The 14,425-nt window shown below is 63.5% G+C and carries 10 protein-coding genes and 1 pseudogene; 7 read left to right on the top strand and 4 right to left on the bottom strand.

Annotated features, from left to right (window positions below; all coding sequences use genetic code 11):
- The first annotated feature begins 47 nt into the window (after positions 1 to 47).
- The 4 genes and pseudogenes from AO398_RS10250 to AO398_RS27435 all read left to right on the top strand — a co-directional run bounded on the left by AO398_RS10250 (position 48) and on the right by AO398_RS27435 (position 4,965).
- Positions 48 to 722, top strand: coding sequence for a DedA family protein (locus tag AO398_RS10250; protein ID WP_058191955.1), 675 nt, complete (start codon positions 48 to 50; stop codon positions 720 to 722).
- A 283-nt stretch (positions 723 to 1,005) separates the two neighbouring features.
- Positions 1,006 to 1,422, top strand: a complete 417-nt coding sequence (locus AO398_RS10245) for a hypothetical protein (protein ID WP_058191954.1) — start codon at positions 1,006 to 1,008, stop codon at positions 1,420 to 1,422.
- 103 nt (positions 1,423 to 1,525) lie between these two features.
- Positions 1,526 to 3,931, top strand: coding sequence for a glycosyltransferase (locus AO398_RS10240; protein ID WP_058191953.1), 2,406 nt, complete (start codon positions 1,526 to 1,528; stop codon positions 3,929 to 3,931).
- Positions 3,932 to 4,129: 198 nt separating this feature from the next.
- Positions 4,130 to 4,965: pseudogene (locus AO398_RS27435) on the top strand (IS5 family transposase).
- 304 nt (positions 4,966 to 5,269) lie between these two features.
- Here the strand turns inward: AO398_RS27435 and AO398_RS28260 are convergent.
- The 4 genes from AO398_RS28260 to AO398_RS10220 form a co-directional block, all read right to left on the bottom strand.
- A complete protein-coding gene (locus AO398_RS28260; protein WP_152997480.1) occupies positions 5,270 to 7,405 on the bottom strand; it encodes an alpha-1,2-fucosyltransferase in 2,136 nt (711 codons plus the stop codon).
- 275 nt (positions 7,406 to 7,680) lie between these two features.
- Entirely contained in the window at positions 7,681 to 9,333 is a 1,653-nt protein-coding gene (locus tag AO398_RS10230) for an SGNH/GDSL hydrolase family protein (protein WP_058191952.1), read from the bottom strand.
- Positions 9,334 to 9,394: 61 nt separating this feature from the next.
- Positions 9,395 to 10,639, bottom strand: a complete 1,245-nt coding sequence (locus AO398_RS10225; protein ID WP_058191951.1) for a discoidin domain-containing protein — start codon at positions 10,637 to 10,639, stop codon at positions 9,395 to 9,397.
- 271 nt (positions 10,640 to 10,910) lie between these two features.
- Positions 10,911 to 12,254, bottom strand: a complete 1,344-nt coding sequence (locus AO398_RS10220; protein WP_058191950.1) for a hypothetical protein — start codon at positions 12,252 to 12,254, stop codon at positions 10,911 to 10,913.
- Positions 12,255 to 12,635: 381 nt separating this feature from the next.
- On the opposite strand from AO398_RS10220, the gene AO398_RS10215 reads away from it, so the two are divergent.
- The 3 genes from AO398_RS10215 (at position 12,636) to AO398_RS10205 (ending at position 14,398) form a co-directional block, all read left to right on the top strand.
- The gene (locus tag AO398_RS10215; RefSeq protein ID WP_058191949.1) at positions 12,636 to 13,607 is read left to right on the top strand and encodes an ABC transporter substrate-binding protein; all 972 of its coding nucleotides are present in this window, start codon (positions 12,636 to 12,638) and stop codon (positions 13,605 to 13,607) included.
- A 207-nt stretch (positions 13,608 to 13,814) separates the two neighbouring features.
- The gene (locus AO398_RS10210) at positions 13,815 to 14,054 is read left to right on the top strand and encodes a DUF4926 domain-containing protein (RefSeq protein WP_058191948.1); all 240 of its coding nucleotides are present in this window, start codon (positions 13,815 to 13,817) and stop codon (positions 14,052 to 14,054) included.
- 83 nt (positions 14,055 to 14,137) lie between these two features.
- Positions 14,138 to 14,398 carry a DUF6883 domain-containing protein gene (locus AO398_RS10205; RefSeq protein WP_058191947.1) on the top strand — a complete coding sequence of 87 codons (261 nt, stop codon included), beginning with the start codon at positions 14,138 to 14,140 and terminating at the stop codon, positions 14,396 to 14,398.
- The last annotated feature ends 27 nt before the right edge of the window (positions 14,399 to 14,425 follow it).

Raw genomic sequence — 14,425 nt, 5'->3', positions numbered from 1 at the left:
CATGTTTCTCGCCGACAGGGCAGCCCTCCGATCCGCGAGGAGACCGCATGTCCTTCCTGCACGATCTGCCGATTGCCGACCTGATCGCCAACTACGGCTACATCGCCATCTTCGTCATCATCACGCTGGAGAGCGCCGGCCTGCCGCTCCCGGGCGAGACGGTCCTGCTGACCTCGGCGGCCTATGCCGGCAGCACCGGCAACCTGAGCATCGCCCTCGTGGTGGCGATCGCCGCGACCGCCGCGATCCTCGGCGACAATGCCGGCTACTGGGTCGGACGGCGCTGGGGCCTGCCCCTGCTCCTGCGCAAGGGTCACATGATCGGCCTCGATCACGGCCGGCTCAAGCTCGGCCAGTACCTGTTCCGCCGGCACGGCGGGAAGATCGTGTTCTTCGGCCGCTTCACCGCGATGCTGCGCGCCTATGCGGCGGTCCTGGCCGGCGTGAACAAGCTCGATGCGCGCCGCTTCATGTTTTTCAACGCCGTCGGCGGCGTCGCCTGGGCCTCGATCATGGGCTTCGGCGCGTACCTGTGCGGCCGGTCCATCGAGAACGTCATGGGCCCGGTGGGCCTCGCGCTCCTGGCCTTCGTGCTGTTGGGCGCCGTGGCCCTGTGGATGTTCATGCGCCGTCATGAAGCGCGCCTGATGGTCGATGCCGAGGCCGCGATCCCCGGGCCGCTGGTCGAGGGCTCGGTCGGGCCGCAGGCGGTGGCGGGGTAGGCAGAGCCGCCCCGGGCCACGAGTAGTCACGTCGGTAAGGGCTGCTCGCGGAGTCGTCGCCGCATGCGAATGGCTAGGCTGGCGCCTCTTCGAGACGATGGCGTCCCAACGCGAGCGAACCCGCCGGATAGGCCGGACCGCCCAAGGTTGACCGGTCCCGGAGCCGATCGTATCACCTCGCCTCACACGCGGCGCGGGGATCGATCGTGCCGGGACCCGATCGATCCCGCCGCATGATCCCGCGCCCGGATCGCAGGACGTCGAGACTGAGACGGAGCCGACCTTGAGCGAGGACGTGGACGCGCTGCGGGCCGAGCTCGCCGAGACACAGGCGAGGCTCAAGGACGCGCAGGGCGAGCTAGCACGGCTGGTGCGCCTGGCCGAGGCCGATCTGCAGCGCCGGCGGCCCGGCGAGCAATCGAGCGTCGTCGCCTCCTCGGTGCGCCGGCCCCCCGCCAAGGAGGTCGCGGCCCGGATCGCCAAGTTCGTGCATCTCTACCGGGAGGCCGCCGCGGCGAGCCCCGAGCGGGCGCCGGTCGTCCCCGAGCAGACCCTGCTCGACTGGCTCGAGACCTCCGGGCTGTTCGACCGAAATTTCTATCTCGCGTGCAACGACGACGTCGCGAATGCCGGCGCCGACCCGACGCGGCACTATTACAACCACGGCTCCGAGGAAGGGCGCCTTCCCGGCACCCTCTAGAGCATCGTCCCGAAAGGTGGCTTCCGGCTTTCGGAGAAAGACGATGCGCTAGAGGGGCCGGTCGAAGGAAGCGGTCCCCAAGCGCGTTCGAGGAATTGGATCGATGCAGGACGGTGCAGGAGACGCCGCGCCGGGTGCGAGCACGGCGACGCCCGCCCTAGAGCCGTGGCAGGACGATTTCTCGACGATCTATCGCAGCGGCCGGTTCGACCACATCTGGTACGCGACGCGCTATCCCGATGTCGGCCTGACCGACCTGTCGCCGCTCGAGCATTACGTGAAGTACGGCGCCCGCCTCGGGCGGCAGCCGCGGGCCGACTTCTCCGCGGAGCCGGACGATAGCTTCGACGGCAGCTTCGTCAACCCGTTCGCCGCCTGGATCCGCGCCCGCGCCGAGGCCGAGCCTGCGCCGGAATGGAACCGGCCGGTCGTGTCGGTCCTGTGCATCACCTACAACCAAGCCCGGTTCATCCGGCAGACCCTCGACAGCATACTCGGGCAGGTCACGGATTTCCCGTTCGAGCTCCTGGTCGGCGACGACCGGTCGAGCGACGGCACCGCCGAGATCATCGCGGACTACGCCGCGCGCCATCCCAACCTCGTGGCGGTGCTGCGACCTGAGAATCTCGGGCCGAACAAGAACTTCGCCGACCTCACGGCCCGCGCCCGCGGCGAATACGTGGCGATCTGCGAGGGCGACGATTACTGGACGGATTCGAGCAAGCTCCAGCGCCAGGTCGAGTTCCTGCGGGCGAATCCGGAATTCACCCTGTGCTTCCACCCGGTGCGGGTCCTCTACGAGGACATGCCCGGCGTCGAGGAGATCTATCCGAAGCATTCGAGCCCGCAGCCGTCGCTGTCCGACCTGGTGGCGCACAACTTCGTCCAGACCAACAGCGTGCTCTATCGCTGGCGCTACCACGGCGAGGAGCCGTTCCGGCTCGACGAGGGCATCGCCCCGGGGGATTGGTACGTCCACCTGATGCATGCCGAGGTCGGGCGCATCGGCTTCCTGCCGCAGGTCATGGCGGTCTACCGCAAGCACGCGGCCGGGATGTGGGCGACCTACGCCACCGAACTCGCCCGGCACAAGAAGCTCGGCAATTCGGAGATCGCGTTCTTTCGGACGCTGCGCGGCCATTTCGGCGGGCGCTACGCCGCCGGCTACGAGGCCTCCCAGAAGGCGATCTTCCGGCGCCTGGCCGAGGCCTATCTCGATGAGGAGGACGTCCCGAGCCTCGGCGCCCTGATCGACGCCAATCCCGACATCGCCCGGGCGGCCCTGCGCGACATGGGCCTCGACGCGCCCGACGAACTCTCCGGCGAGCCGGAAGCCCTGCGCGCTTGGCTCGAAGAACAATTGACGGTCAGCGTCATCGTCACCGCCTACAACCATGCCGGCTATATCCGCCGCTGTCTCGACGGGGTGATGAGTCAGCGCGGCCTGTTCAAGCTGCAAGTGGTGATCGGCGACGACCGCTCCACCGACGGGACGCCCGAGATCGTCGAATCCTACCGGGCGTGCGATCCGGAGCGGATCACCGTCCGGCCCCGGGAGCGCAACCTCGGCATGCTGCACAACATGCAGGATTGCCTCGGCGCCTGCACCGGGCGCTACATCGCCTTCTGCGAGGCCGACGATTACTGGCTGTCCGACCGTAAGATCGCGATGCAGTTGCGCATGCTGCGCAACGACCGCGCCCTCGACATGTGCTTCAACTGGGTGCTGCTGCACTACCCGGCGACCGGCTCCTTCGTGCCGCACGACGAGCAGGGCCGCTATCCTACCGGCACGATCAGCTTCCCGGTCCTGGCCAACGCGCCGCTCACCGCCAACTTCTCCTGCTGCGTCTACCGCGCCGAGGCCCTGCGCCGGGTGCCGGAGGCGTATTACGAGAACGCGGCGGCGGCCGACTGGCTGATGAACCTCTACGTCGCCGACAAGGGCCGCATCGCGTTCCTGCGCGAGCTGCTGTCGGTCTACACGGTCCAGGAGAAGGGCCAGTGGTCGGGCCTGCCCGAGGACATCAGGAACGCCCGGATCGCCGAGTACCAGAAGCAATTCGCAAAAATCTTCGGGGAGGGGCGAGGCTTCGAGAAATACGAGGTCGGCTGCACCATCGCCGAGCTCGACGGCGAATTACCGGATTCCTTCGCCCGGGCGAACCTCGAAACGCCGCAGGACCGGGTCTGGGCCGAGATCCAGGACGGGCAGGTGCTGCTCGCCGGCTGGGTAGTCTCGGCGAGCCGGGCCAAGGCGACGCTCATCGCCGAGGTAGACGGCGAGGTCCAACGCCATCCCGTGGACGTCCACCGCCCCGATGTGATCGCGGCGGTGCTGGGCGACATGCCGACCACCATGGAGGAGGCCCGCTGCGGTTTCCGCCTTACCCTCCCCTACGCGCTCCACCTTGAAGTGCTACTCTCGATCGAGGTCGAGCACGAGGTAAAGCCGTGGCTGTCGGTCATCTTCACGCACCGGGTGAAGCGGGCGGCCGAGCGGGGCTGATTGAGAGCGGGGCGCCGTGACACAGGGCGGCGCGGCCACGTTGTGACGTTCTTGGATCTTGCAGGTGTAAACCTACGCCCGAGCCCATTGTGTCAGAAAGGAACATGAGCTTGTCCGAGTCGGGAACGAGCTTGCGCTCGAACTAGGGTGTCTCTGCAGAGGGTTCACAGGCTTGCCGGTGGTGCCCATGTCTCTGGCATGAGACGCTTTGAACTGACTGACGCGCAGTGGGAGCAGATCGCCCGGCTGCTGCCCCCGCCGAAGCCGCGCACGGGCCGGCCTCTGGAGGATTACCGCCAAGTCCTCAACGGCATGCTGTGGATCCTGCGCACGGGCGCGCCCTGGGCGGACCTGCCAGCGCGCTACGGTGCTGTCGGCACAGTGTCGAGCCGGTTCTACCGCTGGCGCAAAGCGGGTGTGTTCGACCGAGTCCTGAAGCGCCTGCAAGCGCAGGCAGATGCGCGCGGGGATCTCGATTGGGATCTGCACTTCGTGGACGCCACGGTGGTGTGCGCCCACCAGCACGCCGCCGGGGCACGCCGGTCTGGCGCCATCGGGGGGAGGCCACAGTCGAGGGTGTGAGCGAGGCGCTCGGGCACAGCCAGGGCAGGTTCTCGACCAAGCTTCATCTGCGCGCTGAGGTCGGCGGCAGGCCGATCGTCACGGTGCTGACGGCCGGCGAGCGGCACGAGCAGTTTGCGCTGAATGATCTGATTGATAAGGGCGCGGTGCCACGCCTAGGGCGAGGCCGCCCGCGCCTGCGGCCGCGTCGGACGACAGGGGTTAGGGGCTATTCCAGCCCACCGGCTCGTCATCGCCTCAGGCAACGCCGAATTGAGCCGGTGATCCCAACCCGCAAGGACCAGCCGCGTCAGCCTGACTTCGACAAAACTGCCTACAGGGAGCACAACAAAGTCGAGCGGTTGATTAACCGGCTCAAGTAGTACTGCTGCATCGCTACTCGCTGTGAGAAGCGAGCGGCCAACTACCTGGCCATGGTCACCCTCGGCATGACCATGCTCTGGCTCACGTGACTTTGCAGAAACGCCCTAGGACAGGCGCGCTATTTTGATGTCCTCCGGCTTCTGCTCGACGGCGTGGCCAGTGTTGGTTGCGCTTGATGCCGTGGCAATTGAAGAGGCGGGACAGGCTAATCACCCCGACCCGCACAGCAGTTCGGTTTGCTCTTCGCGGGTCAGCCGTTCAAGTTCGTTGCGACCCATCGCACGGGAGAATCAGTTAGATGCGACCAACGCAAGGCCGTGGTTCGGTACTCGCATCAGGACAAGCTCAGAACTAAGCGCGGCCCCAGGCCGGAAAAGTCTTCGAATCAGGGTGCTACATGATAATTTCTTCGAAGTTCGACGGATATAGATCACGAGTATCATAGTGAGGATTGTTCCTACCCTTACTGGAGAACCAATAATATCTGTGCGGAGCTATGACATTCTCTTTCTCCGATCCAAGGTACGCACTCCACCATGAGAAGCTCGAGTTACTTATAGCAATTCTTCGAGATCGAGATAGCATATAGAAATCCATAAGGGGGTCATTGGTGTCCATCATCACAATTCTTCTCTTCAGCCCAGTTTTCCGGAAGAGTTCCGAAACAAAATCTCTTTTGTCAGTCGCGACAAAAAGTGGAATCGTGTCATTGAGGCGCTGGATGGCGGCAATAAAATATTCTTCCGGCAGTCGTTCCATATCTCCGAAGCCGATATCGCGGGTAGGATGTAAATAATTTCTAACGTGCAAAGCATCGAATATTCTGCAGTCGTATTTTTCAATAAATTTATCTAACCGAATCTTTATCTCTTCGGGTTCTGAAAACAAATCTTTGATTTGAGCTCGCGCGTGAAAGAAGTATTTTTCGGATTGAAAGCTTCCCTGAAGATCTACATGATCTTTGTATGGTATATCGTTGTAAGCATAGTTTTTTTCATAAAAAGGCTCAGCAAGCGGTTGCTGCCCATAGTATGCTTGAACTTTCGGAAATTTGGCCCCGTGATCCTGTTCACTCATCACGCAGTGCCAGCGCGGAAGAATGACTTGTGAGCCATACTTTTTTGCGTAACCGAAAACCGCCGCAATTTGGAAGAGCTGATTACCAAATTGCCCCCAGCGACCGAGGATGCTACATGATATCGTTCCGCCGCTTAGAATGTCCTTATTGTCTATAGATTGAATTAAGTTTTCTTGGCCGTGAGCAATTGCTTCGGTTCGATTGCCGGCTCGAAATGCTAAGCTTGCGCCATACCTTTTCACAAGCGACTCTAAGTGGGGGGGGCGAAAACCTGAGAAATTGCAAATCATGTCTCCGTCGGACCAAATTTTACCCTCCAGCACTGTTGAAGAAAGGCCTTTTTCTCGCGGCTCGCTATTGAATTTCTTTGAATCTTTTTCGATATTTACTTTTCGGCGTACGCAATCATATTTATTCAGCAAATAATTCAGTGCGTCTTCCTCCGATCCTATAGCGGCGGCATGACGTTGGAGTAGCCACATTAAATTTAATATAATCTTCGAATCAGCGCAGTTTTTGACTGCGAATACTGTCAGATCTACGCCAAGCTCATTCTCCGTAACTACGAAGCATGCTTTGTTTGATTCAAACGAGCCGGTCAAAGATTCGATGCGTTTATTAAGATTAGTAAACATTGCTGAGGAGGCTACAAAAAATACCGTTTCGAAGCCTTGGTTGAGCAGCGAAAAAATCAGCGAAATTTTGTTAGATGAAGGATTAGTAAGCTGATGGATGGGCTGTTGATTTTGGAGATAGTAAGCGTATCCATGATTTTGCGCATAATTTTTATGACTCTCCAGGCAAAGCTCAACCTGTCGTCGATCTTCCTCATTAGAAATTGTCGAGATGATTGCAGTATTGTTGTTAACTTTTTGAATGACGAGTGTGGGCCTCACTAGTTCAATGCAGCGCTCGAATTGATAAGCATTGTCAATTTTATTATTCTCTAGATTCTTGCCGAATGCATTAATATAAGCATCGATTAGCGGGTCGGACTGGATAGAAATTGTCGAGATGGTTCGAAGGGCGGCATCTTGAGTGCGGCTAAGCGTATCGATCTTCGAGAAAATCTCATTCATAGTTGAGCGAATAGCATAACTCATTTGCAGATTTTCATTCTGAATGTGTCGTGAGTCATGAAGTATGCTTCTAGTGTCTCTTTGGATTGTCTGCATTTCTGAGAATATAGCAACGGCATTGCCCAAATGATTGGCGTCGCCAAAATGATTTGTTTCAGTTTTTTGAGTTTTTTCTGGTTCATTGTCAATTTTAAATCCGACGTGGTTTGGCATGTCCTCAATAATAAACAAAATTTTTGCTAGATGAGAATGCAGACTATTATTGATTCGATGAATTGCAAATAAAATTGCGGCCGCAAACACAACTAATTGTAAAATGACTGCGCTCATACAGAAAATGATCAATTCGCCTGAAATATTTGGTGAGTTCATTTGGAGATGCCTTAATCTATACTGAATTTATTAGGGCTTCGATGTTGCAAGATTGTTGGTATGCCAGAGGGGCTTCTACACTGGTTGGAGCAATAGCTCCAAAACACGTGAAAGACAATCGCCCAATGTGATGGCCTCTTTGTAATAGCAATCTTTGGTGGCTCGGATCGACGAAAAGCAACATTCATATGCAGTCGGCATTTAGACACCAAGTTGCATTACCGTGTCGAAGCCGCATTCATTATTTGCAAAAATAATTGTACGGCTTGGTCAACTTAGTGTCGCAGACCCCATAGCAGCTGCTTTAGCCGCGCGAACGGCGTGCGGGGCCGGTCGAGCACCTTCGCCACCTCGGCGGCCAGTCGCGCGGCGACGATCTCGCGGGCCGGATCGTCATAGTGGACGATGTCGTAGAAGGTCCCCGCCTCCCGGTCGCGGAAGATGCCGCTGAGGTCGAGCGCCGTGAAGGTGCTGCGGTAGGGCCGCCGCGCTGCGAGTTCGGCGGTGAACGCCTCCAGCTTGCCGTACTGGCGGTCGAGATAGGCCAGGAACGCCCCCGAGGCGACGTTGCGCTCCACCTCGGTGAGGTGGCGTTTGCGCAGCACCGTCGGCTGCAGGACGCTCACGATCGGCACGGCATGGTCGTGGGACAGCTTGGTGAGGCGGTGCGCGGCGAGCCGGTAGTGGTGGACGATCGCGCTCTCCCAGCCGGGGGTCTGCCAGCCCACCTCCGCGCGCAGGCGCTTCAACTCTTCGTAAATCAGGGTGACCAGCGCGTCGTAGGACAGGCCGTCCTCGCGCGCCCGGGGATCGTGCGTGTCGAAGAAGTGGTCGTAGAGACGCTCGGTGATGAAGGCGTTGTACGGGTAGCCGGGCCGCGGATCGTAGGTCCAGGGCTGGAACAGGTCGGTGCTGCCGCTGACCACCACGATGGCGTCGGGCTGGTAGCCCACGAGCTTCGACCAGATCAGGTGGGTCATCTGCGTGAGGCAGCTCGACATCACGCCGAAATTGTAGACCCGCACGGCCGCAAGCCCGTCCGCCCGCAGGATCCGCTCCAGGCGCCCCGGCAGGGTGTTGGCCAGCGTGCCGCCGTCGATGGTGGTCGAGTCGCCGACGACGAAGATCCGGGTCTCGCCGGGGGGCTTGTGTGCGGTGATGGCGGTGGCGTTGAGGAAGCCCTGGGCATCGAACGGGACGCCGTAATGGCTCGCCCCCGGCTTGCCGGCGAACTGGATGTAGGGGCTCGGGTGGCGGGTGTTCGAGTCCAGATAGCCGAAATGGTGCAGGAACTTGCGCCGCCGCGCCGCGTCCTCGCTCTCCGGCGGCGGCCAGATCTGGTCGACGCCGAGCGCGGTGAGCGCCGCCAGCATCGCGGCCTGGAGTGCGGCGTTGCCGGCGGCGTTGAGGCTCACGCCGTCGTCGCTGAATTCGGGCTTGAGCCCGCCCGCCGCGGTCGCCAGGACGCGGTCGTGGTCGATGAAGCCGGCGCCATATTCGTGGACGTGGTCGCGCAGCCACGCATTCACCTGCGCGATCAATTCCAGGGGGCGCCCGGCAACGGCCGGTGAGGCCGGGTCGACCGGCGGGATCGAGCCGACCCAGCTGCGCACGTACAAGTCGCGCGTGTCGCTGAGCATCGCCCGGATGTCGGCCACGATGCCGTCGAGCGACACGCCCGGGGCGCCGTCCAGGATAATGTCGCGGCCGCAGATCAAATGCAGGCCTCGGGCGCCGTAGAGGGCGATCTCGGAGCGGAGCCGGCGCGCCATGTCCCGGGTCGTCTGGCCGGCGATCCCGCGCGCCACGGTCTGCGGCCCGGAGAAGGCGCCCGGCATCTGTGCCGTCCAGGACGCGGTCACCGAATCGCCGAAGAACAGGATCGGCCCGAACGGGAAGAGCGGCCTGTCGCCGGCCGGCGCGCTCATGCGGTCGCCTTCGTCATGCGTGTCGTGGTCCGTGATGCGGGGTATCCTCCGGCACGCCCATTCAGCCGGCCGCGAAGATCTCGATCCCGTCGAGATGCAGGACCTGCTCCTCGTCGAGATCGACCTTCAGGTAGCGGAACCGGGTAGTGTCGAAGCGGAGATGGAGCGGGAGGCCGGGATGCCAGTCGGCATCCACCGCGTCGAAGACGAGGCGGTAATCGGCTTCCGCTTCGCCGAGCCAGACCCGCATCATCTGGGCACGCTCGCTGAGCTGCCCCCAGCGGTTGTAGAGCCGGATCTCCGAGATCCGCTCGACCGCGCCGAGATCGATCACGAACCAGGGATTCGGCTCCAGCGCCGTGTGGAAGAAGAACGACGGGTCGCCGGTGGTCCGCTCGCCGTAGACGCCGCTCGTCCCGGACCAGGGCGAGGCGGAGCTGGCGCGCCAGGTCTTGCCCAGCGCGAGGTTCTCGGACGGCCGGACCGAGACCAGGGTGTCCATCTCCAATTCGCCGATCAGCGTCTTGATCTTCTTCGAGGCCTCCCGCAGGGGCGGGATCTCCAGGTCGAGCTTGTAGATCAGATTCGACAGGATGCTCTGGTCGAAGCGGTGGTCGATGAACCCGTCGAAATCGGCTAAGCCCATCTGGTTGGGGATGTCGGTGACGACCCGCTCGTCGCCGGCATAGCGCAGCCACTCGGCGACGAGGTGGCGGGTCTCGGGGCTGACCATGAAGGCGATCCAGGTCGCCTGGATCTGGTCGGCGTTCCAGTAGCGCTCGGTGTCGCAGTCCATGAGCACGAAGCAGTCGCGCTTGGTCCAGACCCGCTGCGGCTTCCCGTGCAGCACGCCCACCGCGACCCGGCGTCCGGACCCGACGAGCCAGGTCAGGAGCGGGGTGACCGGCGGCAGCGGATCGTCGTCGATCGCCTGCATGCCGGTATCGGTGAACACGATGAAGTCGCCGTCGCGGCTCTGCGCGAGCGCCTCGGCGATGATGTAGGGCTTCCAGGCCCAGTTCCCGGCGCCCCGCGACCGGTCGAGGATCTGCCTGTGCGCCGCGTAGAACGGTGTCCCGCGCAGCCGATCGGGCGACCAGCTCTCGATCGTGTCGAAATCCCCGGTGGCGGCGGCCGCGGCGACGAGACGGCGCTGGCTGACCACGTAGTGGTACTTCGCGGCGAAGCTGACCAGCGTCTTGCGGCGGTCGCGCAGGCGCCGCCGCTGCTGCATCAGGATCTCGGCCCGGTGCAACGGGAAGGCGTTGACCCTCAGGGCTTCCGAGGGCTGGACAGCGCTGGCCAAATCGATCCTCCCGGACGGCTGAACCCGCTGGCGATCCGCATAGCCGCAAGTCCGGATTCCCAAAGGGCTGAGCCCTGTGGCGGGGCTCGGGGCAAGGCCTCTAGGACTTGGCCCACGAGCATCGGGCGAGGCCCAACACCAGGGCTCCGCCCTGGACCCGCAAAAGGTCACGGACCTTTTGAATCCAGGATTCTTTTCGGCGTGCAGGACCGACTCAAGGTTTTCTCGGGCGCTTGTCACCGAGTTTCCCGCCTTCGGCAAGGGCGGCGGTTCAGGCATCGTCGAAGGCGAGGTTCTCGATCGGGTAGTCGAGCATCAGCGCGCGCCGCTCGGGCGAGTTGTCCCACTCGCCGACCTTCGTGTAGCCGCCGGCCACATCCAGCACCTCGACCACCGTGCCGATGGTCGGGATGCTCTTGAAGTGCTGCGGCCAGCCGGAGGCGAAGTAGAACACCTGCTCGACCCGGTCCGAGAGCTGACACACCCCGGGCCCGAACGTGCCCAGCCCGAACACGAGGTAGCGCCCGTTCATCAGCGCTGCGACGTCGTCCGTCAGCGCGCCGCTCTGGGTGGAGAACGGTATGCCGCGCGCCGCGATCCAGGCTTCGAGCGCCGGGATCACCGGGTTGAGTCGGTTCTCGAACACCAGCTTGATCGAGGCGATCCTGCCCTCCGCCAGCAGCCGGTCGATGACCATGCGGTAGAAGGCCAGCGGCGGCTGCGGGTATTGCGGCGCGACCCAGGTGCCGAAGATGTCGCCCGAGCGGATATGGATCAGGAGCTCGTCGTCGGGCTTGGCCGGGATCTGCGCCGGCAGCCGGTTGAACAGCGGCCGGATATAGGTGCGCACGATCTCCCGCGTCTCCTCCGGGCCCAGCGTGCCGGCGAGCTGCTGGATCCCGAGGTCGAAATACATACCCGACAGGTAGGACCCGTCCGGCGGCAGCGGCTCTGACCCGGGGATGAAGGTGATGCCGCCGAGCGTCACCGGCCCGGACAGGGCGATCACCGCGCTGCGGTCGGCAGCCGGGAGCTTGATCGTCTTGAGTTTGAGGTTGCGGGCGATGCCGATGGCCAGCAGGCACTGGATCAGGCAATTGCCGAAGGCGCCGCATTCGTAGAGCGCGAGCCCGACGAGCGCGCGCCGCCGGGGCCGCGCGGCGCTGACGAGGCTGTAGGTGACGTAGGGGTTGGTCCCGGGCCTCTCGCCGGCCATGTCGAAGGATGCGCCCAGCACGTGCCGCAGGGTGATCAGGTCGAATGCCGCGCGATCGCACCAGATCTGCACCGCCTGGACGTCGCACCCGACGGGACGGTTTAGGCGGACGTAGCGCGCCCAGGCGCCCTCCCCGGGCTCGACCAGCACGGGACCCTGACCCTCCGGACGCGCCTTGAGGGTGGGTTCCGACCAGACCTGCCCGTCATCCGAGACCGCCAAGCCTGGGAATTCTCCGGCGCCCGAGACGGCATGGATCGGGACGCGCAGTCCGAGATCGACCTGCAGCCGGGCAACCCCGGTGGGGTCGGGGCGTCGCGCCTCTATATCCAGACGGTGCCAGGGCCGTCCCGCCGCCAGATCGATCAGCTCGTCCGTCCCGCCGAGTGCCGCGCCCATAACCCTTGGATCCTTCCGACCGCCGGGGGATCCTCTACCGGAGCCGGTGGCGATCGTCCCGCGCTACGCGAGCCGATCCCGATCGCGTTGCCCGGCGTGACACGACACGGGCTCGCCGGGTCCTGATTGGCGTCCTTCCAACCCAATCCCCGCCTCCCGAGGCGTTCGCCTCGCTCCGTCGCCTCAAGATGCGGGGATGGGACGGGCGCCCCGCCGCAACGAGGCCGAACTTCTCGCAGCGGCCGCTCGCGCGAAGCACTCTCACCCGAAGCGCCCACAATACAGATCACCGTTTCCTTGTACGCCGACGGCGCTTCCATAGACTTGGGCCCTCCGCTGGACCGCTCGCGCAGGCTGCGCCGAGCCCTACCGACAGGCCCCATGCCCATCCGCTCCCACGCCCCCCGCCTCACCCGCCGGCGCGCGGCCGCCGGGCTCGCCGCCCTGATGCTGGCGGCGGCCGTCCCGGCGCGCGCGGCTGAGCCGGTGGTGCTGCGGGTCGGCGACCAGAAGGGCGGCAACCGCTCGCTGCTCGAGATTTCCGACTACGGGAAGGACCTGCCCTACACCATCGCCTGGTCGGAATTCCCCGCCGCCGCGCCGATCCTGGAGGCGCTCAATGCCGGCGCCCTCGATGTCGGCTATACCGGCGACCTGTCGCTGCTTACCGCCTACGCGGCCGGTGCCCCGATCAAGGCGATCGGCGGCACCCGGTCGGACTCGAAGACGCAGGCGATCCTGGTGCGCCAGGATTCGCCGATCCGCTCGGCCGCCGACCTCAGGGGCAAGCGCCTGGCCGGCACCCGGGGCGGTTGGGGCCAGTTCCTGATCAACGCGACCCTGGAGAAAGCGGGGATCAATCTGGAGGACGCCACCTTCGCAGCCCTCAACCCCGTGGACGCCAAGGTCGCCCTGGTCGCCGGCTCGGTGGATGCCTGGGCGGTGTGGGAGCCCTACGTCTCCTTCGCGACCCTCAGGGACAAGGCCCGGGTGATCGGCGATGGCGAGGGCCTGACGCCGACCCTCACGTTCATCGTCGCCTCCGACAGCGCCATCGCCGAGAAGCGCGTCGCCGTGCAGGACCTGCTGGACCGCCTGAACAAGGCCCGGCTGTGGTCCCTCGACCACCTCGACACCTACGCTCGGAGCACCGCCGCGCTGACCCGGCTGCCCGAGGACGTGCTCCGCGCGGCCTACAGCGCGCAGCGATCCAGCCCGATCGGCATCGACGACGGCGTGGTGCAGGAAACCCAGGCGGCGGCCGACCGCGCCACGCGCTACGGGATCCTGAGCAAGCGGCTCGATGTGACCCGGGTGCTCGACCGCAGCTTCACGGCGGCGGCCGCGAATTAAGCGGCCTGCTTTCGGCATGGACGGACCCGTCGGAAGCGGGCGGACGTAGCACGCTTGATGCGCGTCCGGACGTGCCGGCGGGATGCTTTCACCCGCGGCTTCCCATGACTTTGAAGCCGGGTTGCCATCCCTCTGCACCGGCAAAACTCTGCGCTCGTCGGGGGCGGGCGGCTTGCGGACAACCCGGCTGTACGCCAGATTTGGCTCATGTCCTTCGAGACGATGCACACGTTGCGCCGCGACCCCGAGGTTACGCCGCTCTTCCCAGAGCTGAGCGTGGTCGTAACCCTGTGTGACACGGTGACGGACGATGGGCTTTCCGTTGCCGCCGGATCGCGTGGAACGATCGTTGAGGTCTATGCCGGTGGCGAGGCCTATGAGGTCGAGTTCGCACGACCGGTCATCGGCAACGCGACGATTCGAGCCGAAGCTCTCAAGGCAGCCTGACCCGATGCCACGTCCGGGCGGCCGGGTGCCGGTACCCTGCATCCCGGACGTCAAGATCGGCGGCTATCTCCTCGACGTGGGTCATGCCGAAGGGGGGGCCAAAAGCCGCGTTTTTTCTCGCCCGCGGTTTTGCACGCGAGGATCCCCGCCCCTTCATCGCTGCGCTTCTCGATCACGGCCGAAGCGACAATTTTTCCCGTGCAGCCGAGAATAGGTTTGTCACCAAATACATCTACGAAGGGGCGATGCAGATGCCCGACGGATCGAGTCATCGTATCAGATCCGTCTGGAAGCTTGTCGACGATGGTGCCTTCATGGCGCTCGTGACCGCATACCCGATCTGAGCTCGCCCGATCTGAGCTTGCGACTTC

This window comes from Methylobacterium sp. GXS13 (assembly GCF_001455965.1).
GTDB lineage: Bacteria > Pseudomonadota > Alphaproteobacteria > Rhizobiales > Beijerinckiaceae > Methylobacterium.
This window is presented reverse-complemented; position numbering and strand designations above follow the sequence as displayed.